Here is a 24,077-nt window from a genome sequence, read left to right on the forward strand (position 1 = left end):
TTACCGTCCTTCACCGGCGGCGGCCGCATCGGGCGAACGGCCGAAACGCGCGCGCAGCTTGCGGGCGAGCGAGTCGAAGCCGAGATAGATCACGGGCGTGGTGAAGAGCGTGAGCAATTGCGACACGATCAGCCCGCCGACGATCGCGATGCCGAGCGGATGCCGAAGCTCCGAGCCCGCGCCCCAGCCGAGCATCAGCGGCAAGGCGCCTAAGAGAGCCGCCATCGTCGTCATGAGAATCGGGCGAAAGCGCAGCAGGCACGCCTGAAAGATCGCCTCGCGCGGCGGCTTGCCTTCGTCGCGTTCGGCTTCGAGCGCGAAGTCGATCATCATGATCGCGTTCTTCTTCACGATGCCGATCAGGAGCACGATGCCGATGATCCCGATGATGTCGAGATCGTGCCCGGTGATCATCAGCGAGAGCAGTGCGCCGACGCCCGCGGACGGCAGCGTCGAGAGAATCGTGATCGGATGGATGAAGCTCTCGTACAGCACGCCGAGCACGATATACATCGTGACGATGGCCGCGAGAATCAGGAACAGTTCGTTCGAGAGCGACGCCTGGAACGCGAGCGCCGCGCCCTGGAAGCGGATCTGGAACGACGCGGGCAAGCCGATGTCCTGCTTCGCCTGCTCGATGGCCTTCACCGCCTCGCCGAGCGATGCGCCCTTCGCGAGATTGAAGGAGACGGTCGTCGCCGGGAACTGGCCGAGATGCGTGACGAGCAGCGGCGCCGCGCGCTCGTGAAATTTCGCGATCGACGAGAGCGGCACTTGTCCGTTCGTAGCCGTCGAAGAGGGCAGATAGATGCCGTCGAGCGTCTCGCTGTAGTGCGCATCCGATGGTTCGGCTTCGAGAATCACGCGGTACTGGTTCGACTGCGTGAAGATCGTCGAGATGATGCGCTGGCCGAACGCGTCGTAGAGCGCGTTGTCGACGGTCGCCGGCGTGATGCCGAAGCGCGCGGCCGTCGCGCGATCGATCTCGATGTACACCGACTGGCCGTTCTGCTGCAGATCCGTCGCGACGTCCGTCAGAACCGACGTGTTTTGCAGGCGCGCGACGAGCTTCGGCACCCATTCCGCGAACTCGGACGGATTCGGGTCCGTCAGCATGAACTGATACTGCGTCGGGCTCACGGTCGAATCGATCGTCAGATCCTGCACCGGCTGCATGTAGAGCTTGATGCCGGGAATGTCCGCCACTTCGCTCTGGATCGTGCGGATGATTTCGCTCGACGTGTTGTCGCGGTCGTCGCGCGGCTTCAGGTTGATGAGCATGCGCCCGTTGTTGAGCGTGATGTTCGTGCCGTCGACGCCGACGAACGAGGTCAGGCTTTCCACATCCGGGTTCTGCAGAATTTTCTTCGCCAGCGCCTGCTGCTGCTCGGCGACCGCCTGATACGACGCGGCCTGCGGCGCCTGCGTGATCGCCTGGATCACGCCCGTGTCCTGCGTCGGGAAGAATCCCTTCGGAATGTAGACGTACAGCACGGCCGTGAAAACGAGCGTGAGCACGAAGACGAACAGCGTCGCGTGCTGACGCGCCAGCACCCAGTTCAGCGCGACCGCATAGCGCCCGATCACGTAATCGATGAACTGGTGCGCGCGTGCTTCGAACCGCTTGCTTTCCTTCGGCGGCGTGTGGCGCAAGAGCTTCGCGCACATCATCGGCACGAGCGTCAACGAAACGATCGCCGAAATGACGATGGTCACCGCGAGCGTGATCGCGAACTCATGGAAGAGGCGGCCGACGACATCGCCCATGAAGAGCAGCGGAATCAGCACGGCGATCAGCGACACCGTCAGCGAAATGATGGTGAAACCGATCTGCTTCGAGCCCTTGAGCGCCGCTTCGAGCGGCGGATCGCCTTCCTCGACGTAGCGCGCGATGTTTTCGATCATCACGATCGCATCGTCCACGACGAAACCGGTCGCGATGGTCAGCGCCATCAGCGAGAGGTTGTCGAGCGAGAAGCCGCACAGATACATGATCGCGAGCGTGCCGACCAGTGACAGCGGCACGGACAGGCTCGGGATGATCGTTGCGTAGACGTTCGCGAGAAAGAGGTAAATGACCAGCACGACGAGCACGACGGACAGCGCGAGCTCGAACTGCACGTCGCGCACGGACGCGCGGATGGTCGTGGTGCGGTCGGTGACGACGCGCACGTCGAGCGCCGCGGGCAGCGCCTGTTGCAGCTGCGGCAGAATTTTCTTGATGCCGTCGACGACGGCGATCACGTTCGCGCCCGGCTGGCGCTGCACATTCAGGATGATCGCGGGTGTCGAATCGACCCACGCGCCGAGCTTCGTGTTCTCCGGACCCTGCACGATGGTCGCGACGTCGGTCAGCATCACCGGCCGGCCGCTGCGATAGGCGACGACCGCGCTCTTGTAGGCGTCGGCGTCGGTGAGCTGGTCGTTCGCGTTGATCGTGTAGGCGCGCGTCGGGCCGTCGAAGTTGCCCTTCGGCGTATTGACGTTGAGGTTCGAAATCGTCGTGCGCAGATCGTCGATGTTCAGTCCATACGACGCGAGCGCGCGCGTGTTCGCGCGGATGCGCACGGCAGGGCGGTTGCCGCCGCTCACCGATACGAGGCCCACGCCCGCCACCTGCGAGATCTTCTGCGCGAGACGCGTGTCCGCGAGATCCTGCACCTGCGTGAGCGGCAAGGTTTTCGAGCTGACCGCGAGCGTCATGATCGGCGCGTCGGCGGGGTTCACCTTCGCGTAGATCGGCGGCGCGGGCAGGTCGGACGGCAGCAGATTGCCCGCCGCGTTGATCGCCGCCTGCACTTCCTGCTCGGCGATATCGAGCGGCAGGTCGAGGCTGAACTGCAGCGTGATGACCGACGCGCCCGCCGAGCTCTGCGACGACATCTGATTCAGGCTCGCCATCTGGCCGAACTGCTTTTCGAGCGGCGCGGTGACGCTCGATGTCATCACGTCGGGCGATGCGCCCGGGTAGAACGTCTGAACCTGGATCGTCGGATAGTCGACGGCCGGCAGCGCCGAGAGCGGCAGAAAGCGCAGTGCGACCAAGCCGACCAGCATGATCGCCGCCATCAGGAGCGCCGTGCCGACCGGGCGCAGAATAAAAATGCGGGATGGATTCATGCTTTTGACTGGCGCTTACTGCTGCGATTGCTGTTGCCGATGCTTGCCATGACGCGTACCGGACGCTGCGGACGCCGGCGCCGCAGCGGATGCGCCCGAAGCACCTGAAGCGCCTGAAGCACCCGAAGCCGCCTTCGCCTTCTCGGCCGGAATCGTGATCTTCGCGCCTTCCTTGAGGCGGTCGGAACCGTCGATCACCACACGCTCGCCCACCTGAAGACCGGACTTGATGCTGGTGCGTTCACCATCGACCGGGCCGATCTTCACGTTGCGCACCGTCACGGTGTTGTCCGGCTTCACGACGTACACGAACGCGCCCGACGAGCCGTTCAGCACCGCGGATGTCGGCACGATGGTCGCGTCTTTGATGACATCGACGAGCAGCTTCGTGTTCACGAACTGATTCGGAAAAAGCATGCTCTGCTTGTTGTCGAACGTGGCGCGCAGCTTCACGGTGCCGGTGGCCGTGTCGATCTGGTTGTCGACGGTCTCGAGAAAGCCACCTTCGAGCGGCGTCGTGTTCGCGCGGTCGTACGCGGTCACCGACATCTTCGTGCCCGCGTGCAGCGGCTTGAGGATGGCGGCGAGGTTGTCTTCGGACGTCGTGAAAATGACGCTGATCGGCTGCAACTGCGTGATGACGACGACGCCGTTGGTATCGCCCGTGGTCACGTAATTGCCGGGATCGACCTGACGCAGGCCGACGCGCCCCGACACCGGTGCCGTGATGCGCGCGTAGGTCAGATCGAGCTTGTAGGTATCGACGTTCGCCTGGTCGGACTTGACCGCTCCTTCGTACTGCTTCACGAGCGAGGCTTGTGTGTCGACCTGCTGCTTCGCGATGGAATCCTGCGACAGCAGCGTCTGATAGCGCTGCAAGTCGAGGCGCGCGGTCTGCAGCAGCGCCTGATCTTTCGCGAGCGCGCCCTCTGCATTGCGCAGCGAGATTTCATACGGACGCGGATCGATCTGCGCGAGCAGGTCGCCCTTTTTGACCATCTGGCCTTCCTTGAAAGCGACGTCGACGAGCGTGCCGTTCAGTTGCGTCTTGACCGTGACGTTGGCCAGCGGCGTGACCGTGCCGAGAGAATTGATGACGACGGGCATTTCACCCTGCGTGACGCCCGCCACGTGCACCGGCTGCGGCTGGTTCATCGCGTTGGCACCGCCGCGCCGGCCGCCCTGACGCGCTTCGGGCTGGCCGCTCGTGCCGCCGCCGCTGCCGCGATTCCACGGATGCCACCACGCGATCGCGCCGGCGACGATCAGGATTGCGACGATGAGCGGCACTATCTTGCGACGCCGTCTGGCAGGCTCGACGGCCGCGGGCGAGGCGGGCGTAGGAGGTGTCGGGCGCGGCCCGGAGGGATTCTTTTGGTCGTCCATCGATTCGGTGGCTGGGTCTTTCAAAACTAATGTACGGAGCGCGGACGGGCGGCGGTCGCGATTCGGGCGCGCATGGCATGCGCCGCGCGCATGAACCGCAACCGGAGCGGAAGCCTTGGATAGTCGGAGCCGCGAAAGCGGGCGGAAAGGCGGCCGCGCGGCTCCGGTGCGCGCGAAGCATGATGCTACGTCCCGCACCGGGGGCCGTCCACCGGTCATTCTTTCTGTTGATTACGACTGTTACACGCGCGCCGGTTAAAGGCTTTCGATGCGCTTGCGCTGGTCAGCCGACGCCGATCGATTTAACTCTCGGCGTGCGTCGCGTTCGGCGCATGCGTGCCGCCGATCTCACGCGTAATGTGCCCGACGCATTCGAGCAGAACGGGCGCGATGTCGTCGATCAGATTTTCGCGCGGGCATTGATGCGCGGCGCCGCCGCAGTTGACCGAGTAACGTTCTCCCGACGGGCCGACGAAGCCGGCCGCCACGGCATTGAGCCCGTGATGCCATTCGCCGAGGGAAGTCGCAAAACCCAGACGCAAGGCGTCGTCGATGCCGCGCTGCAAGCCGCCCGCGATGGCCGGCCAGTCGTCGCCCGATGCGGTCTGAAGACTGCCGATGAGCGCGCGTCGATCCGCGTCCGAGAGCACCGCGAGATACGCCCGCCCGACCGCGGTGCGGCTCAGGTCCATGCGGCCGCCGACTTCGAGCCGCGAGACCAGCACGGCCGATCGAGGCCGAATGGCATCGATTACAACCATCTCCAAACGATCGCGCACGGCGAGATGCACGGATAATCCAGTGCGCTCGGCGAGCCGGATGAGGAATGGGCGCGCCCGGGCGCGAATATCGAAATTGCGCAAGAATCCGTTACTCAGTTCCAGTACGGACGCGGTGAGCACGAAACGCTCGCTGTCCGGCAGACGATGCAGCAGTCCCGCACCGACGAGCGTCGCGGTGATGCGCGAGATCGTCGGCTTGGGAATGCCGGTCCAGTCGGTCAGCTCACGATTGCTCACGGGCGCATCGGCGGCGGCGATCCGGCGCAGCACGTCCAGCCCGCGCGCGAGCGCGGTGACTTCCTCGCCGTCCTTCTCGCGGACGCGTTCCCGGGCCGATGACCGTTCGATTTGCATAGGCATTTGTTTTGTGAAACGTCGTTTTGTTTGGTGGCTGGCCGCAATTCTACAAGCTCGAATCGAGAAACTTGCAAACGATGCAAGACTTCGCAATAAGCTGCATGAGTGATGAAAGTTCTTTTGGCAATGACGCAAGTTGAACGAAACTTGGGCACTTGCCCGGACCGCGAAATTTTGCTTGACTTGAGCAGTGATCCCGGAAAAAATGGAACCGAATTTCGAAACCCGAAGCGATGTGCGTCTGTGTGCGCTTTCCGCTGAGGCTCGACTCACCGGCTCTCAGGTTCTAGCACGGCCCTCGGAATGGCTAGAACTTTTAAGGCGCTACGGAAACGTAGCGCCTTTTTTTTCGTCCAGGCGTTCGCGAAAAGCATCGGCGCGAATATACCTTCAATGCGGGCGAACCGCATTGGGCCGGGACGATCGGGGGAAGGAAGGAAAGAGAAGGCCGCGAACAGATGCGGCGCGTTGCGCGCCGCGTCGAAACCTCAATACATGTTGCTGAACACGCGCGGCGCCCTGAGCAGGCGCTTGCCGCGCACGATCCAATAGATGCTTGCGAACACGAGCAGCAGTGCCGCTGCGAAGACGATCAGCGGGGAGATCTGTTGCGGCGCCGGCGGGCTCGTTGCGACGAGCAATGCCGCGAAGAATGCCGCCCCCGCCTGGGAGAAAGAGCGGTTAGCGAGACTGCGGCGCATGCGGGGCGTGGTGAAGCGGGAGACGGGGGCGCGGGTAAACGGCTCGAACAATATGAACCCCGCGACGAGGGCGACAGCGACATTCATGAAAAGCATGGTGCGGGACATCGTGAAGGCAGGAACGGAGGCGAATATATGCCAAGCCTGTAACACGCCAAACCAGAAGTCTCTTAAATGTAGAGGGAAAATTCTATTTCGCTTCTGCGCGAGTGTGCCTTTCCGAATGCCTTCGTCGAACGGCTGATTGCAGCTGATTTTTGGCAGTCAAGGTTCCCCTGCGATGCAAGGTTCGTGAGTTCGATGCGCGCGCTTCGAGCGACCTGGAGTTTCGATCGAGGCATCGCGACGGCAGCGTATGATGTGCGCGAAACCAAGTTGGAATTGCACCGCGCGATCTCGCGCGGGCGGCGATTTCGCAGAGGCGCGCTCGAACGCGCACGTATCAGCAAATATCAGCACGTACCAGGCAGAAGGTAACACCATGCAGATGACTCCCATGACCCGCATCGCCGTGGCGTTCACGGCGCTCGGCTTACTCGCCGCGTGCGAGAAACACGACGCAACCGCGGGACAGGCCGCGAGCGCGCTCAACAACATCGCGAGCCAGACCAGCCAGAAGTTCGATCAGGCGGCGAGCTACGTCGGCCAGAAGGTCGATGCAGCGAAGCAGTCGGCGCAGCAGGGCGTCGACAGCGCTGGCTCGATGCCCGATATATCCGCGAGCGGTGTCGCCGCGACGGCGCGGTCGAATTTCGACAACGCGGCGAGCGCGACGAATGCAGCGATCAACAATGCCGCGAGCGCGACCGGCGCTGGCTTGCAGTCGGCGGGGCGAAAGCTGCAGGAGTGGTCTGCGCAAAGCGGCGCGTCGAACGCGCAAGCCGGTGCGGCCAACCCATCGACCGAAAGCAGCGGTACGCGCACGGAGATGGACAAATAGCGAGCCGTGCGACGCGGATCCCAGCGCGGTTTCGCCTGAAAGACCGGCGAACGGACGCTTAACATTCGGTTACGTCCGCGTTGGGCGGGCGTCTCGCCACAGCCGCTAAACTGGCGGTCTTTCAGAAATCGAGACCGTTATGAAGTCACGCAACCTCGCGCAGCAGCGCGCGTGGGCGTCAGTCGCGATGCCCTGGATTGCGGCGCTCGTGCTGATCTGCGCCGCGTGCGCGCGGCGCTTTGCGCGACACGCTTTGCACGCGGTTTCGCTTGGTCTTGCGCCGGTGCTGGCCGCGTCGATCGCGCTCACGGCGCCCGCCGCCCATGCGGCTTCCGCACTTACGCTGCCTACATTCCAGGAACTGATCACGCCCGCTGCGCCCGCATCCGCGCCGGACGCCGCGTCGGGGGCAGATGCGCCCGCCATGTCCGATGCCGAGATGGTGCGCTCGCTTGACAACATCATCACGACGCTCGACAGCGACAAGCAGCGCGCTGCGCTCGTCGCGCAACTGAAGCATCTGCGCGATGCCAAGCGCGCCGCCGATGCCACAGCACCCGCGTCCGGCGCCGCCAACGCCACCGCCGCCGCGGACAGCACGGCAAGCGGCACGCCCGCGGCAGGCGTCGCGCCGGCCTCGACGACATCGTCGGTGGTGGCGACGATGGCGCAGAACGCGGGCCTGCTCGGCGCGATCGCGTCGGCGCTCACCAACATCGAAGCCGACGTGAAGCGCGGCAAGACGCCGATCGCGTATTGGGGCGGACGCTTCAACGCGGCCGGCAACGAGCTCTTCACGATCGTCACCAGCCAGAGCCGCGAGTCGTTCGGCCGCACGCTCTTCAACTTCATCGCGATGCTTCTCGGCTGGGGCGCGTGCGCGTTCGTGCTCGTCTATATCCAGCGGCGCGTGCAGGCGCGCTATGGCATCGACACCGGCCTGCATTCGAATCCGACCACACGCGAACTGCTGCTCTTCACGCTGCGCCGCGTGGCGCCGTATCTCTTCGCGTTTCTCGCGGCGCTGACCTTCACGCATTACATGCCGCTGTCGCTCGGCCGCACATTGGCGATGGTCGCCGCCTACGCGATGGTCGCAGGCGCGGTGTTCTCCGCGATCTGTCTCATCATGTTCTCGCTGTTCGGCTCGGCGCACCGGCGCGTGGCGGTGAACGTGCTGATCATTCGCGCGCGGCGCCTGCTGTTTCTGATCGGCACGCTCGGCGCGCTCGGCGACGCCGCAGCCAATTACGATGTCGCGCAGCAGCTCGGCTCCAATCTCTCCGCGCTCATCTCGACCTGCGCGAACATGGGCGCGGCCGGCCTCACCGCGTATTTCGCGCTCGCGTTCCAGCGGCCCGTCGCGCATCTGATCAGAAGCCGCTCCTATGAGCAGCGCAACACTCGCAAGGCCGCGACCGAGACCTTCGAAGTGGTCGCGTCGCTATGGCAGTTGCCGCTCCTGTTGCTCGCGTCGGCATCGGTGGTCGCGACGCTGATGGGCATCGGCACGTCGGAGAACGTCTTGCAGATGGCGATCGCGACTGCGGGCCTGCTTGTCGTCGGGTTCTTTCTGTCGGCGATCGTCGTGCGCATCACGCGGCCCAAGTCGAGAAGACCGCGCCGCCAGTCGGCCTATGTGCGCAGGCTCGTCAAGTTCGTCGGCACGATGATCGTGGTCGGCATATGGCTCGTGTTTCTCGAACTGTCGTCACGCTTCTGGGGCTTTTCGCTCGCCCACATGGCGGAGGAGAGCGTCGCCGCGCGCGGCATCACGCACGCGGTCGCGATGATCGTGCTGACGTTCTTCGTCGTGTGGCTGATCTGGATACTCATCGATACGGGCATTCAGGAAGCACTGCGCCCGGACGCCGCGCGGCGCGGCGGGCGCGGTCCGAGCATGCGCGCGCGAACCATGCTGCCGCTCGTGCGCAACGTCGTGTTCGTGTTCCTGCTGACGGTCGCGGCGATCGTCACGGCCGCGAACCTCGGCCTCAACGTGACGCCGCTGCTCGCGGGCGCGGGCGTGATCGGTCTCGCGGTCGGCTTCGGCGCGCAGTCGCTCGTCGCGGATCTGATCACGGGGCTTTTCATCATCATCGAGGACACGATTTCGGTCGGCGATTCGATCGAGGTCGAAGGCGGCCACGCGGGCATCGTCGAGAGCCTGACGATCCGCACGGTGCGCCTGCGCGACGGCCAGGGCGCGATCCACGCGATCCCGTTCTCGCAGATCAAGACGGTGAAGAATCTGTCACGCGATTTCGCCTACGCCGTGTTCGAAGTGCGCGTGCCGTTCTCTGCCGACATCGATGAAGTCACGCAGATGATCCGCGAAGTCGGCGCCGATCTGATGGCCGATTTCCGCTATAGGCTCGAAATGCTCGGGCCGGTCGAAGTTTGGGGCCTCGACCGCTTCGATCCGAACTGGATGGTCGTGAAAGGGCAGATCAAGACTCGGCCGCTGCAGCAATGGAGCGTCGCGCGGGCGTTCAACCTGCGTATCAAGCGCAAGATGGACGAGGCCGGCATGGAGATTCCGGTGCCGCAAATGCACGTGCAGATGACGCGCGACGCCACGTTTGCCGACAACGCCGAAGCGCGCGCGCGACGCATCTGGACGGGCGAGACACCCGCGCCGGTAGAAGAGGAAGAAGAGCTGGCGATCGGTCCGGAGTCTGCTCGCACGCGAACCGCGGCGCGCGACGTGTCGCACGAACCGCAGCCGGCGCCGCCGCCGACCGATCAATCGGTGCAGATTCCGCCGCAGATTCCGACGGCTTCAGAGCCGGGGAAGGGCTGAGCGGCGGTTCGATTCGTCACGCCGCGAGCAGATCGTTGACGTGCGTGGCGATCTGCGCGCCCGCGACGCCGTAGATATGCAGCGACACGGCGCGCGCGGCGGCATCGGCGGGATTGCCGAGCTGATGAATCGCGCCGCGTCCCGCATCCACGTAAGACACCGCGCCCGGCGGACGGGGATGCCGCCGCGTTTCGATCGCGCGATGCTCGAGCGTATCCCAGCGATAAAGCGTTTCTTCGAGCGTGCCTTCGATGACCGCATAGCCGCACCATGTCCGATGGCCATGCACCGGGCTCGCCTGCCCCGGCTCCCAGACGAGCGCGGCGATCGCATAGCGGTTGAGCGGATCGGCGGCGAGCAGATGGCGGCAATACGCTTGCGAATTGCTTACGCGCTGATCCGGCCGCAGCAGGCCAGGCGCTGCGATCGCGCGTTGCAGTGCGAGGCGCACGCGCTGTCCGAACGACGCTTGCGGCGCGGTTTTGGCGGCTTCGAAAGCCGCATCGATTTCGCTGCACAACTGTTCGAGCGCCACGCTCCGATTGGCGCCGGAAGCGCAGAATAAAGGCCGCGTCGGGCGGCTGACATGTTCGGGTCGCATAGTGAAAGGGCCGTCTCTTCGTTGTTATCTGATCGGCTTATTTATACCGGCTTGCCTCCAGAATTAGTTTCCATATAATTCCGCTCGGATATCCAGAAATAGAATAATTTCCTACCAGGGGTGCAGCATGGGAATGGACCTCATCGACCGCAAACTGCTCGAGTTGCTGCAGAACGACGTGACGATGCCCATCGCGGAGCTCGCGCAACGTGTGAATCTGTCGCAGACGCCGTGCTGGAAGCGCGTTCAGCGGCTGAAGGAGACGGGCGTGATTCGCGCGCAGGTGGCGCTGTGCGATCCGAAGAAGCTGGGCGTGGGCACGACAGTGTTCGTCGCAGTGCGCACGAACCAGCATACGCAGACGTGGGCGGAGGATTTCACGCGCGCAGTGCGCGATATTCCGGAAGTGGTCGAGGTGTACCGGATGAGCGGCGAGACCGATTATCTGCTGCGCGTCGTCGTGTCCGATATCGACGACTACGACCGCGTGTACAAGCAACTCATTCGTGCGGTGCCGCTCTATGACGTGAGCTCGAGCTTCGCGATGGAGCAGATCAAGTATTCGACGGCGCTTCCGGTGAGGCCGGCACTGGAGCCTTGAGCCTCTGTCTCGGCGACTGCTGACGAAGGGCGGCTGCATTTCCTGCTCAAACTCAAATAAAGTTAGGAGTTTTTAGCAATACGCGGACGATTCAGATGCGTATGATGAATCGTGCCCGGTCTTGAAGCTCGTAAACGCTCGGGATTTCGAAAGGCCGGGAACATGAGGGCATGTCACGCATTCACACGGCCTATGGGCCTCAAATTCAGGCGAGATTCAAAGAAATGATCAAAATCACGCGCAATGCATTGTCGCAATCCGGCGTCGCTGGCGGAGCCGCGAAACAGATTGGCGATTTCTTTCGTGATGGCGCGGGCATGCAGCCCGGCACGTCGACGCAGACCGGTTCGGCTTCTTCGGTGATTACTATCAACGGCAAGACCGTCATCGATCAGAAAGTCACGTTCTGACCGGGCGGTCTGCGCGGTGCAGCCAGCATGGCGGATCTCGTGATCCGCCATTTTTGCTTGTCGCTCCGCGATGCGCTGCGCCAGCGACTCACTGCGCATTCGTTCAAATAAAAAGCCGCCCGGCGAGGGCGGCGCAACACGTCCGGTCACTAGGTATCCCTGCATTGCCCCTGTAGCCTTGCGGGGATCGGACGCGCATGGAATCGGAACAAGTATTGCTGGTCGGCCGATGCTCTTCAAGCGCGTTGGTGCAGTAGAGAATTTCGCGCTGGAAGCGCGCATCCTGAAACGTTCGCAGCGGTTCGAAACCCGACTGAAATCCAAAGCGGCTAGGATGGCGGTTCTTCTCTCGAAACCGCGCTACTTTCCGCATCCCCATGACCCACGATCCTCGCGACCCTCGCCACCCGCACGGCACGCCCCGGAAAAACCCGACACGCGCCGTGAGCGTGTTCATCGTCGTGGTGATTCTGATCGTGATCGGCACGGTCCTCTTCAACGCGATCCGCGAGAAACGCGAGTTCGACCGACAAGAGGCGCAACCGTCCGCCGCCAGCGACGTGCGTCCCGCCGTGCCCGCGCTCGGCGCGTCACAGTAGCGCTTTCAAACCGGAAGACGAATCTGCGCCGCGTCTTTTCCGATGAGCGACGCCGCCGTCAGCATCTGCTTGCATTGATGCGCGAGCAGCTTCAGGTCGTGCAGCGCATCGGCGGACAGCGACTGGGTGCGCTCGGCATCGACCACCATCTTGTCGAGATCGCGTCGTAGCTCCTTGAGCGCGTCGGCTTGCGCGGGCGGTGAATCGGGCTGTGCTGGGGCGGGCAGATCGTCCACGGCGCCAGCGAGATTGTCGCGCACGACGCCGAACGTGCGCTGCACCGGCTCGAACGGCTGGCCGCCCGCGTCATTGAGCGATTGCAAAAGCGGCGCGGCGGCGGTGATCTGCGAGGCGAGCACATGGCTCTGCACGAGCAGATCGTTCAATTCGGCGACGTACCTCTGCTGCGCCTTCGGCTCCAGCATCATGCGCTGGAACGCCTGGGCGAGGTTGGCGAACGCGATGTGCACATTCTTGCGCGCGAGCCGATAGCGGAAGTCGCGGTCGAGTGCCGTGGCGGCGACCGTCGCCGCCACGGACGCGCCCTTGCTCGCCGTGGCCGCCGTGCTCTCCCCGATGCTCACTGACGACAATCGTTGCGCCGTCGCGCTCGCGGCTTTCATCGCCGAATCCGCGACGATCGCCGGTTCGGGCAGCGTCGTGGCGGCCGACGGCTCGCCGGCCGCTTCCGCGATGACCGATGACGCCGCGGCGACTGCGCCGGCATTCGCATCGGCGAACACGGCCGGCGTTTCTACCGTCGATGACGAAGCGCGCGTCCGCTCGGTCTGGGAAGCCGGCTTCGCCCGCCACCACCAGCTGGCTTCGAGATAGTTGCGCGTCGCGGCGAGCAGGTCCTTCACGAGCTTGCCCATCAGCCGGTATTCCCAATACGGAAAAAGATGGCTCGCCGCGATGGCGATCGCGCAGCCGACGACCGTATCGATCGCGCGCTCGCCGATGATCCGCAAGCTCCCCGGCGCGAGCAGATGAAACATCAACAGCACATACGACGATGTGAACACGACGCTCGCCGCATAGTTGAAAAGCAGGAGGCTGTAGCTCATCACCATCGACGCGAACATCACGAAGAGCAGGAGATGCGGCTCCTTCACGAAGAGGATCAGCGCGATGGTCACCGTGCAGCCGATCGCCGTGCCGATGATCCGCTGCGTGTTGCGTTGCTTCGTGAGCGAGTAGCCCGGCTTCAGAATGATGACCGTGGTCATCACGATCCAGTATGCGTTCGTGAGCGGCAAAAGACGCCCGAGCCAGTAGCCGATACCCACCGCGATCGTCACGCGCAGCGCGTGCCGGAAGCTCGGCGAGGACATCGTGAGGTTCGAGAAAATCTGCATGAACGGCACGCGCCGGCTCGAGATGAAGCGCGACAACGCATGGTCGATCTGCACTTCGGTCTCGGTCTGGCTCGCGTCGTCGCGCGTGCGGCGGCGCATTTTTTCGATGAGGCGCGTCGCGCTCCACAAGCGCCTGAACACGGCCGTCGCCGCCGTATAGGCTTCGGGATTTTTCTCCGGCAGTCCGTGCTTGCGCATGAGCTCCAGTTCGAATTCGATCGCGCGCAGTTCGGCCTTCATGCTGATCTGCTTGCCGGCCGGACTGTTCTGCAGCACGGCGAGCCCGATATCTTCGAGGTCGGCGGCGGCCTTGCGCACCAGGTCGCGATAGAAAACGAGCACGTCGGAGCCCGCGAAGGTCTTTCTGACGAGCGGATAGTCCGTATGCGAGCCGACGAAAAACTCGTGCAGATCCACGACGTTGATGAACAGGTTGAAGAGCCGCGCGCGCCGCGGATCGAGCTTGCCGCTCTTCACCTTAGGCAGATTGCGCAGCACGATGTCGCGCGCCGCTTCCTGCCGCTCGACGGCCACGGCCTGCTTTTCGATCAGCGTGCGATAACACTCGTCGAGATCGGCGTCGCCATCGTAGAACTCGGCGCGCGCGAGCAGATACTCCGCACAGCTGAACATGCTTTCGGCGAGCGCCTGCTGCTCGATGCGATAGACGAACAGGCGACTCACGAGCGTCGCCCAGTACGTGTACCAGAGACCGCCCACGAGAATCCACGAAGCGTTGATGAGCGCCTGCATCGGCGTGAAATGCTCTTCGAGCGTGACGACCATCATGAAGAGCGTCGCGAAGCTGATTTGCGGCCAGCGATTGCCGTACACCACGATCAGCGACAGCACGAACGTCAGCGGCACGATGGTGAGCCAGAGCGTGAGCGGGTGCGCCGTCGCGATGCCCGTTGCAAGCGCCGCAACGAAACCGATGACCGTGCACGCCAGCATCTCGTTGTGCTTGTGCCGCAGCGGGCCGGGCATGTCGACGACGCACGCGCCGAGCGCGCCGGTCGCGATCGTGAAACCAAGCTCGCGATTGTCAAAAACGATGAGCATCAGGACGGCGGGCAGCGACACGCCCAAAGCGATGCGCAAACCGCCGAAGAAATACTGGCTGTAAATGAACTTCCTGATTTCGAACGAATAGCGCATCGACTTCCTGTTTTGACGCTCGTTGATGTTTCGGGGACGAGGCGAGAACGAGTCTAACTCAACTCCCACGGGCTTCGGACCTCGGCCATTCGGCCAGGTTCTCGACGCCGCGCATGCTTTGCTATGCTGGCGCCTGAATCTACAAAGCTTTTCAAATCGTGCAGCGGACGACGCGTTCCGGGGCCGCATTGCAAGCCATTTTCCATGCTCGAACTTTTCTATTCGAACCGTCACGAGACGCTCGCCGCCGCGCTCTTCGAAGACCTCGACACCTTCGCGATGCGCGAGGGCGATCCCTTCGCGCGCGAGGCCGTCATCGTGCCGAGCGCGGCCCTGCGGCGGCGGCTCGAGCTCGACATGGCGGAGCGTTTCGGCATCTGCGCGAACGTCGACTTCTGCTATCTGGCGCAATGGCTGTGGGCGCAGATCGGCCGCGTGCTGCCGGTGCCCGCGCATTCGCCGTTCGCGCCGGACCGGCTCGCGTGGCGCTGCTATCGGCTGTTCGAAGACCCGTCGTTCGGCGATTCGGCGCGGCTCTCGACCTATCTCCACGCCGCCGACGATTCCATGCGCTATGAACTCGCGCGCCGCATCGCGACGGTCTTCGATCACTATCTGACGTATCGGCCGGAGTGGCTCAATCACTGGCAGGCGGGCGGGTCCATTCTTGCGGGTGGTCCTGGCTCAGGCGCGGAAATCGATACACGCGGTCCGCGTCTCGCGGGCGCCAACGATATCCAACGCGAAGACGAACGCTGGCAGGCCGCGCTCTGGCGCGCGCTGCTCGCGGATCTCGCCTTCGATGCGAGCGGCGACGCAAAAGACCCGACGCCGCCTGCATACCGCTTCCTCGCCGACGCCCCCGGCCTCGACCTCGACGCCGCAATGCGCGCCCAATGGCCGCGCCGCATCAGCGTGTTCGCGCTGCCGACGATGCCGCCGCTGCATATCGCGCTTTTGCGCGAGCTGTCGCGCTGGATCGACGTGCGCGTGTACGCGAGCAATCCGTGCCGCGAGTTCTGGTTCGACATCGTGAGCGAGGCGCGCGTCGAGCAACTCGAATTGAAGGGCGAGGCGGATTATCAGGAAGTCGGCCATCCGCTGCTCGCGGAATGGGGCCGGCAAACGCAGGCGCAGCTTCACATGCTGCACGAGTTGACCGAGAGCGCGTCGTCGGCAGAGCGGCAGCTTTTCGAAGCCAATCCCGCGCCGACGTGGCTCGCGCGCGTGCAGAACGGCATCCTCGCGCTCGATGAAGAGAACGCAGAGCCGCAGCCCGATGAGATCGTCGAGAACGGCATCGAAGTGCACGTGTGTCATAGCCTGTCGCGTCAGCTCGAAGTCCTGCACGACCGGCTGCTCGACTGGTTCGACGAGATCGAAGGGCTGGAGCCGTCGGACGTGCTCGTCGCGTTTCCGGATCTCGCGGTGGCGGGACCGCTCATCGACGGCATTTTCGGCACAGCGCCCGCGGGCGCGAGCAACGAGCGGCGGCGCATTCCGTATCGCATCACGGGCCTGCCGCCGTCGCAGGCGAATCCCGTCGCGCGCGCGCTCATCGACTGGCTCGCGCTCACCGAGCGCGGCGTCGGTGCGCCGGAGCTCGTCGAATGGCTGCGTGTGGATGCGATCGCGGCGCGCTACGGCATCGACGCCATCGCGCTCGAAACGGCGCAGGCGTGGCTCGCCGCCGCGGGCGCGCGGCGCGGCCTGCGTCCCGATGAAGTCACCGAAGAGCACGTGCCCGCCGCCCGCCACACGTTCGCCGATGCCCTCACGCGTCTCTATCTCGGCTACGCGCTGCCGAAGGGCGGCGCGCCGGTCGCGGAATGGCTGCCGATCGAAGGCGCGAACGGCTCGGACGCCGAGCTGCTCGGGCGCCTCACGCGCTTCGTCGACGATATCGACGCGTTTGCCGCGCGCATCGCGACGCCGCGTACGGCACGCGCCTGGGGCGATCTGCTGCTCGAAGCGCTGGAACGTTTCTTCGATGCCGGCGTCGCGTTCACCGATTCGATCGGCGACGTGCGCGGCGCGATCGATGCGCTCGTCGTCGCGATGCACGAGGGCGCGGGCGAAACCGAAGTGTCGGCGGCGGTGATCCGCACCGCGCTCACCGACACGCTCGACGATCCCGCGCGCGGCGGCGTGCCGTGGGGCGGCGTCACGTTTTCGTCGCTGACGAGCCTGCGCGGCTTGCCGTATCGCGTCGTGTGTCTGCTCGGCATGGACGACGGCATGTTGCCGAGCCTGACGCGCGCCGACGAGTTCGACCTGATGGCGCGCTTTTCCAGACTCGGCGACCGGCAGCGGCGCGACGACGAGCGCAACCTGTTCCTCGATCTCCTGCTCGCCGCGCGCGACCGGCTGATGATCGCGTACACGGGACGCAGCATCCGCGACAACGCCGTGCTGCCGCCCGCCGCGCTCATCGACGAACTGCTGGACTATCTGGCGAAGTCCGTCGCGGGCAAGCATGCTGCGCCGGAAGCACTCGCGAAAGCGCGTGCGAGCTTCGTGTTCGAGCATCCTCTTCAGCCCTATGCGCCCGACTATTTTCGCGATGACGGCCGGCTGTACACCTACGAGCCCGAGCGTGCCGAACTCGCACGCGCGCTGGAATCCGGCAGGACGCAGCCCGTCGCGCCGTTCTTCTCCGCGCCCTTGCCGCAGGAAGACGAGGTGCAGACGGTCGCGTTCGACGACTTCGTGCGCTTCTGGCGGCATCCCGCGCGGGCGCTTCTGCGTGACAGGCTCGGCATCGCGCTCGTCGATGCAGAAGCCGAGCTCGACGACACCGAGCCGTTCGAACTGGGCTTTCCGGGCCGCGACGCGCTTGCCGCGCGCGTGCTGCCCGCGCTGCTCGACGCCGACGATGACAACGATCGCGCCGCACGCGAACGCGCGAGACGGGTCGCCCGCGCGAGTCCCGAAATGCCGGGCGGCGCGACGGGCGGCGTGTGGCAGGCGCGCGAGCTGCACGCGCTCGGTCAACTGGCTGAGCGGGTGCGCGCGTCGACGGCGGCGGGTATCGGACGTCTGCCGTTCACGCTCGATCTCACGCCGCACTGGCCCGACACGGATAACGTCGCGCTCTTCGGCGCCTTCGACGATGCGCTCGTCGACCTTCGTCCGATGACGCTCGCCGGCACGCTCAACGCGCTGACGCCCCAAGGGCAGGTGATCTATCGCTACGACGCGCCGCGCGCGCGCGATTATCTGTCGGCGTGGCTCGCGCATCTCGCGTATTGCGCGGCGCTGCCGCTCGGCCCGCGCCGCACGATCTGGCACGGGCGCGGCTCGCAGGCGGCGGATTTCGAGCTGACGCCCGTCGCCGATCCGCTCACGCATCTCGCCGCGCTCGCGGCGCTCTATCGCGCGGGACGGCGCATGCCGCTCAGGTTCTTTCCGAAGAGCGCGTGGCTCAAGGTGAAGGAGGGCGATTCGAAAGCGCAAGGCGCGTGGGAGTCGGAACGCACGCGCGCCGAATCCGACGATCCGGTGTTGCGCATCGCATTCCGCGGCGCGAATCTCGCACTCGACGATGCCTTCGCCGCGCTCGCGCGCATCGTCTTCGAGCCGCTCAAGCAACATCTGCGGAGCGGCGCATGACAACCTCCGTGGATAACAAAGAAGTGCAGGAACTCGACGTCTTCTCTTGCGCGCTCGACGGCGTGAACCAGATCGAAGCTTCCGCCGGCACGGGCAAGACCTGGAACATCTGCGCGCTCTACGTGCGCCTGCTGCTCGAAAAGCACCTGTCCGTCGAGCAGATTCTCGTCGTGACGTTCACGAAGGCCGCGACCGCCGAGCTGCACGAGCGCATCCGCTCGCGGCTCGCGGGCGTCGCGCATGCGATCGAAAACGGCGATGCCGCCGGCGATCCGTTCATCGAACAGCTTTTCGACACGACGCTCACCGATCTCGATGCCGACGAAGCCGCGAAGCGCCTGCGCATCGCGGTCTCCACGTTCGATCAGGCCGCGATCCACACGATTCACGCGTTCTGCCAGCGCGCGCTGCAGGAGGCGCCGTTCGCCGCCGCGATGCCGTTCGCATTCGACATGGAAGCCGACGACAGCGCGCTGCGCTTCGAGCTCGCGGCGGACTTCTGGCGCGAGCGCGTCGAGCCGGTGGCGGCGCGCACGGCGTCGTTCGCGTCGTGGCTCGTCGCGAAAGGCGCGGGCCCGGCATCGCTCGATGCGCAACTCGCGCGGCGTCTGAAAAAGCCGCTGGCCGCGCTTCGCTTCGGCGACACCGGCGCGGCCGAGGCCGCCGACATGCAGGCGCTCTTCGACGAAGCCTGCGCGCTGTGGAACGCCGAGCGCGACACCATCGTCAAGCTGCTCGCCGACGCTCAGGGTGCGCTCAAAGGCAACAGCTACAGTGCGAAGATCATCGGCGAGGCCATCGACGCATGGACTGCGTATTTCGCCGAAAGCGACTGCCACGCGCCGCCGCCCGAACGCGCGCTCAAGCTCACGGCCACCGCGCTCGCGAAAGGCACGAAGCTCAAGAACACGCCGCCCGTGCATGCGTTCTTCGATCAGGCCGAAGCGCTTGCCGCGTCCGCCGCAGCCGCCGAAGCGTCGCAGCGCGCGCTGTGGCTCGATGTCGTGCGCGAATGGCTCGATCACGCGCCCGCGGAACTCGCGGCGCGCAAGCGCGCGCGCCGCGTCGTGTCGTTCGACGATCTGCTGTCGAACCTGCATCACGCGCTCGTCAAACATGCGTGGCTCGCCGAGGCATTGCGTGCGCGTTATCCGGCTGCGCTCATCGACGAATTCCAGGACACGGACCCGCTGCAATACGCGATCTTCAACCGTGTGTTCGCGCCGCACGGGCCGCTCTTTCTCGTCGGCGATCCGAAACAGGCGATCTACAGCTTCCGCGCCGCCGATCTGCACACGTATCTCGCCGCGCGCGACGGCGCGAGCGCGCGCTATACGCTCGCGGTCAATCAGCGCTCGACGCCGCCGATCATCGAGGCGTGCAACCGCTTGTTCGAAGTGAATGCGAAGGCGTTCATCCTCGACGGGCTGGACTATCAGCCGGTGCGCGCGGGCACCCGTAAGCGCGGACCGTTCATCGACGACACACCCGCCGCGGCCTATTCGGACATCGCGGATTTTTGCGTCTGGATGCTGCCGCATGGCGAAGCGGCGCTGTCGAAAACCAACGCGCAGCGCGACGCCGCCGAAGCCTGCGCCGCTGAGATCGCGCGGCTTTTGCGCGGCGCGCAGCGCGGCGAAGTGCGGATCGGCGACGAGGCGTTGTCGGCGGGCGATATCGCCGTGCTCGTGCAGACGCATCGGCAGGGCAGCCTCGTCAAGCGCGTGCTCGCCGCGTGGGGCATCGGCAGCGTGGAACTCGCGCAGGCGTCGGTGTTCGGTTCGGCCGACGCCGAGCAGATCGAGCGCGTGCTCGCCGCCATCGACACGCCCGGCGACCTGCGCCGCCTGCGCGCCGCGCTCGCGACCGACTGGTTCGGGCTCGACGCCGCCGCGCTCTGGCGTCTCGAACGTGCAGACGCGGCCGATCCGCACGGCGAGCCGATCGATTCGACGAGCTGGGTCGAGCGCTTCTCGCGCTATCGCACGATCTGGCACGAACGGGGTTTCGCCGTGATGTGGCGCACGCTCGCGCGCGAGTTGTCGATCGCGACGCGTCTCGTCGCGCGGCCCGATGGCGAACGCCGGTTGACGAACGTCAATCATCTCGCGGAGCTGCTGCAGGCGCGTTGCGCGGAACAGCCGGGCATCGCGCCGACGCTGCGCTGGCTCGCCGCGCAGCGCGAGCGGCAGGGCGGCGGCGAGGAAGCGCAACTGCGTCTCGAATCCGACCGCAACCTCGTGCAGATCGTGACTGTACACAAGTCGAAAGGGCTGGAATATGCGGTCGTGTTCTGTCCGTTTCTGAACGACGGCGCCTCGCGCGATGCGTCCGCAACGGGTCTGCCCGACGCACGCGAATATCACGACGATGCGGGCGTTGCCGTGCTGCATTACGGCATCGAAGGCGAGGAGGACGATCACGTCAGCGCGGCCATCGCGCGCGAGCAGGCGGCCGAGCGCGCGCGTCTCGTGTATGTCGCACTGACGCGGGCAGTGTTCCGCTGTTACGTGGTCGCGGGTTTTTATCTGTCGAACCGGTCGACGAAAGAGTCGCGCCGCAGCGTGCTCAACTGGCTCGTCGCGGGCAGCGGACGCGAGTTCGACGGATTCTGCAAGGAGCCGCCGGAAGACGCGGACATCGTCGCGGCGTGGCACGCGCTCGCGGCGAAGGCGGATGGCGCGGTCGGAGTCGCGCCGCTGCCGGTGATCGACATGCGCGAGCCGCTCGCCGCCGAGTCATCGAACGAACACGAGATCGCCGCGCGCACGAATCGAAGGATCTTGCGCGATCGCTGGCGCATGGCGAGCTTCAGTTCGCTGATCGCCGCCGGCGCGCGCGACGAGGCGAATCAGGCGCATCCCGCCGAAGCGCGTCCCGATCACGACGAGCTCGCCGCGCTCAAGGACGATGCGCGCGCGCAAGCGTCCGCGAAGAACGAGACGCCGCTCGCCGACGACGACATCCTCGCGTTTCCGCGCGGCGCTGCGGCGGGCGAATGCCTGCATCGCATGTACGAGCTTGCCGATTTCACGGAGCCGTCGGGCTGGGCGGCGGCCGTCGAGCGCGCGCTGCACGAGCATCCGACGCCCGCGCCCGAAGCGCTCGCGCCGCGCCTGCGTCCGATGATGCTGCGCCTCCTCGCCGATACGGTCGCGACTGAAATTGCGCCGGGCATGCGGCTGCACAGTATCGCGATGACGCGCCGCATGAACGAGCTCGAGTTTCTGTTTCCGGCCGATGCGCTCGATTTCACCGCGTTGCGGCGCCTGCTCGCAACGCACGGCTTTCCCGATGTCGCGCTGGAGTCCGGCGCGCTGCGCGGGTTCATCAAGGGATTCATCGACATGATCGTCGAGCACGACGGCCGTTACTGGATCATCGACTGGAAGTCGAATCATCTGGGCGATGCCGCCTCCGACTACGCCGCCGCGCCACTCGCCGTCGCGATGGCGGAGCACGCGTATCACCTTCAGGCGCTCGTGTATGTGGTCGCGCTGCATCGCTATTTGCGCGCGCGCTTGCCAGACTATGCGTACGACACGCATATCGGCGGCTATCTGTATCTTTTCGTGCGCGGCGTGCGTCCGGATTGGCGCGATGGCGATGCGGCGAGCGGCGTGCATCGCGGCAGGCCGTCGCTGGAACTGGTCGAAGCGCTCGATCGGCTGATGTCGGGAGGTGCGGCATGAGCACGCCCGATGTCATCGAACGCGCGGGTGTCGACGAAAACGCAGCGCTCGCGGAAGGTTTTGCGCTGCGCATGAGTGCGCTCGCGGCCCGGCTCGGCGCGGACGAACGCGGCGTGCTGTGGGCCGGGCGCGCCGCGTTCGCGATGAGCCGCGCCACTGCGCAAGGTCACGTGTGCCTGCCGCTCGCCGCGCTCGCGCGCCGTCACGACGAGCGCTTTCACGAGGCGCGAGACGCGTTGCTCGCGAGCGGCGTCGCGTGCCTCGTGCGCGACGCCGCGCGAGCGGATGCGGGCGATCTGCTGCCGCTCGTCATCGACGAGGATGGGCGGCTCTATCTCGCGCGCTACTTCGATTACGAGCGGCGGCTTGCAGAGGCGCTCGTCGAACGCTCGCGCGATGCACGCATGGAAATGCCGCAGCGGGACATAGCGGAGCATGCAGCGCGCATCGCCCGCTATTTCGGCCCGCGCGCCGACGACGACATCGACTGGCAGCGTGTTGCCGCGTTCGCCGCGCTGGCGGGGCGGCTGACCGTCGTGAGCGGCGGGCCGGGCACCGGCAAGACGACGACGGTGGTGGGCGTGCTCGCGTGCCTGCTCGATGCCGATCCGGACTTGCGCATCGCGCTCGCCGCGCCGACCGGCAAGGCCGCGCAGCGCATGCAGGAAGCGCTGATCGAGCGTGCGGACAAGCTGCCGCCCGAACTCGCCGCGCGGCTGCCGCGCACGTCGTTCACGCTGCAGCGGCTGCTCGGCGTGCAGGCGGACGGGCGCTTCCGGCATCATCGCGACAATCCGCTGCCATACGACGTGATCGTCGTCGACGAAGCCTCGATGATCGACGTCGCGCTGGCGGCGCATCTGCTCGAAGCCGTCGCGCCGTCGAGCCGGCTCGTGATGCTCGGCGACAAGGATCAGCTCTCGGCGGTCGAGGCAGGCGCGGTGTTCGCGGAACTGAGCGCGGAGCCGTCGTTCAGCCATGCGGGCATTGCGCGCATCGCGTCGGCGCTCGGGCTCGATGCGAAACGGCTACAGCGGGCGTTGCCGCATGCCGAGGCCGAAGTACCGGTAAGCGGGCCGCAACTCGGACTTTTCGACGAGCCGCCGGAAGCAGCTAACCCGGAGTCGGCGCTGACCGATTGCGTCGTCTGGCTGGAGAAGAACTATCGCTTCGGGCTCGATTCGGATATCGGGCTTCTTTCGATCGCGATCCGCAACGGCGACGATGAGGCCGCGCTTCATGCGCTCGACTCCTCCGGCGAACGCGCCGCGGCACTTTTCGACGATGGCGACGCCGCGCTGTCCGAGCGCACGCTCACGCGCCTAGCGAAAGGTTTCGCGCCTTACGCGCAAGCGCTGTCGACGGTGCTCGAAGGCGAAGAAGGCGATCACGCCCGTCTCTTCGATGCGCTCAATCGCTTTCGCGTGTTGTGCGCGACGCGCAAGGGACCGCGCGGCGTGGATGAAGTGAACGCGCGCGTCGCGGCGAAAGTGCGCGAGCAGGCGGGCATTGCGCTGGCGCTCGGCGCGCAGTGGTTCGCCGGGCGGCCGGTGATCGTCACGCGCAACGACTATGCGCTCGGGCTCTTCAATGGCGATATCGGCATCGCGCTGCCGGGCGCGGACGGTCTCTTGCGCGTCGCGTTCCGCATGGCCGATGGCGCGCTGCGCTACGTGTCGCCCGCCGCGCTGCCGCCGCACGACACCGCGTTTGCGCTGACCGTCCACAAGTCGCAAGGCTCGGAGTTCGAACACGCGGCGCTGGTGCTGCCCGGCGTGTTCGTGCGCGTGCTGTCGCGCGAGCTGGTCTATACCGCGATCACGCGCGCGAAGCGCAGAATCGACGTGATCGGCTCGGCGGCGATTTTTGCGCAGGCGGTGAGAGAGCCGACGCGGCGCGATTCCGGGCTTGCCGCGAGAATGCGCCGTCTGGCATGAATAACGCTATGTACGACGCT

General features: G+C 65.5%; 14 protein-coding genes. 7 read left to right on the top strand and 7 right to left on the bottom strand.

The annotated features are described in order from the left end of the window. The 4 genes from AWB74_RS24415 to AWB74_RS24430 all read right to left on the bottom strand — a co-directional run bounded on the left by AWB74_RS24415 (window position 1) and on the right by AWB74_RS24430 (window position 6,442). The gene (locus tag AWB74_RS24415; RefSeq protein ID WP_061149284.1) at window positions 1–3,120 is read right to left on the bottom strand and encodes an MdtB/MuxB family multidrug efflux RND transporter permease subunit; all 3,120 of its coding nucleotides are present in this window, start codon (window positions 3,118–3,120) and stop codon (window positions 1–3) included. 15 nt (window positions 3,121–3,135) lie between these two features. After that, complete coding sequence (locus AWB74_RS24420) at window positions 3,136–4,506, bottom strand: MdtA/MuxA family multidrug efflux RND transporter periplasmic adaptor subunit (RefSeq protein ID WP_061149285.1); 1,371 nt, start codon at window positions 4,504–4,506, stop codon at window positions 3,136–3,138. Window positions 4,507–4,808: 302 nt separating this feature from the next. Next, window positions 4,809–5,642: an IclR family transcriptional regulator gene (locus tag AWB74_RS24425; RefSeq protein WP_087039175.1), complete on the bottom strand. Its 834-nt coding sequence runs from the start codon at window positions 5,640–5,642 to the stop codon at window positions 4,809–4,811. A gap of 491 nt (window positions 5,643–6,133) precedes the next feature. After that, window positions 6,134–6,442, bottom strand: coding sequence for a hypothetical protein (locus tag AWB74_RS24430; protein WP_061149287.1), 309 nt, complete (start codon window positions 6,440–6,442; stop codon window positions 6,134–6,136). A 385-nt stretch (window positions 6,443–6,827) separates the two neighbouring features. Between AWB74_RS24430 and AWB74_RS24435 the strand changes: the two genes are divergently transcribed. Further along, a complete protein-coding gene (locus tag AWB74_RS24435; protein ID WP_087039180.1) occupies window positions 6,828–7,286 on the top strand; it encodes a hypothetical protein in 459 nt (152 codons plus the stop codon). A gap of 139 nt (window positions 7,287–7,425) precedes the next feature. Then, window positions 7,426–10,089, top strand: a complete 2,664-nt coding sequence (locus tag AWB74_RS24440) for a mechanosensitive ion channel family protein (RefSeq protein ID WP_061149288.1) — start codon at window positions 7,426–7,428, stop codon at window positions 10,087–10,089. Between the two features lie 16 nt (window positions 10,090–10,105). Here AWB74_RS24440 and AWB74_RS24445 read toward each other — a convergent pair whose 3' ends face one another. Continuing rightward, window positions 10,106–10,690, bottom strand: coding sequence for a cysteine dioxygenase family protein (locus tag AWB74_RS24445; RefSeq protein WP_061149289.1), 585 nt, complete (start codon window positions 10,688–10,690; stop codon window positions 10,106–10,108). Between the two features lie 127 nt (window positions 10,691–10,817). Here AWB74_RS24445 and AWB74_RS24450 point away from each other — a divergent pair, with 127 nt between their 5' ends. Continuing rightward, the gene (locus AWB74_RS24450; RefSeq protein ID WP_061149290.1) at window positions 10,818–11,291 is read left to right on the top strand and encodes an Lrp/AsnC family transcriptional regulator; all 474 of its coding nucleotides are present in this window, start codon (window positions 10,818–10,820) and stop codon (window positions 11,289–11,291) included. 173 nt (window positions 11,292–11,464) lie between these two features. On the opposite strand, the gene AWB74_RS45750 is transcribed toward AWB74_RS24450, so the two are convergent. Next, on the bottom strand, window positions 11,465–11,866 hold the full coding sequence (locus AWB74_RS45750) for a hypothetical protein (protein WP_143749305.1): 402 nt from the start codon (window positions 11,864–11,866) through the stop codon (window positions 11,465–11,467). A gap of 278 nt (window positions 11,867–12,144) precedes the next feature. On the opposite strand from AWB74_RS45750, the gene AWB74_RS24460 reads away from it, so the two are divergent. After that, a complete protein-coding gene (locus AWB74_RS24460) occupies window positions 12,145–12,300 on the top strand; it encodes a hypothetical protein (protein WP_407642465.1) in 156 nt (51 codons plus the stop codon). 5 nt (window positions 12,301–12,305) lie between these two features. Here the strand turns inward: AWB74_RS24460 and AWB74_RS24465 are convergent, their stop codons facing one another. After that, complete coding sequence (locus tag AWB74_RS24465) at window positions 12,306–14,816, bottom strand: FUSC family protein (protein ID WP_061149293.1); 2,511 nt, start codon at window positions 14,814–14,816, stop codon at window positions 12,306–12,308. Window positions 14,817–15,020: 204 nt separating this feature from the next. Between AWB74_RS24465 and recC the strand changes: the two genes are divergently transcribed. Genes recC through recD form a run of 3 tightly spaced genes read left to right on the top strand, consistent with a single transcriptional unit; the run spans window position 15,021 to window position 24,057 of the window. Continuing rightward, on the top strand, window positions 15,021–18,428 hold the full coding sequence (recC, locus tag AWB74_RS24470) for an exodeoxyribonuclease V subunit gamma (protein ID WP_061149294.1): 3,408 nt from the start codon (window positions 15,021–15,023) through the stop codon (window positions 18,426–18,428). Continuing rightward, window positions 18,425–22,120, top strand: coding sequence for an exodeoxyribonuclease V subunit beta (recB, locus tag AWB74_RS24475; RefSeq protein WP_061149295.1), 3,696 nt, complete (start codon window positions 18,425–18,427; stop codon window positions 22,118–22,120). Before recC ends, recB begins: the two co-directional genes overlap by 4 nt. Beyond that, on the top strand, window positions 22,117–24,057 hold the full coding sequence (gene recD / locus AWB74_RS24480) for an exodeoxyribonuclease V subunit alpha (RefSeq protein WP_061149296.1): 1,941 nt from the start codon (window positions 22,117–22,119) through the stop codon (window positions 24,055–24,057). The genes recB and recD overlap by 4 nt, the downstream gene beginning before the upstream one ends. The last annotated feature ends 20 nt before the right edge of the window (window positions 24,058–24,077 follow it).

The sequence above is a fragment of the Caballeronia arvi genome (assembly GCF_001544695.2).
GTDB classification, from domain to species: Bacteria; Pseudomonadota; Gammaproteobacteria; order Burkholderiales; family Burkholderiaceae; genus Caballeronia; species Caballeronia arvi.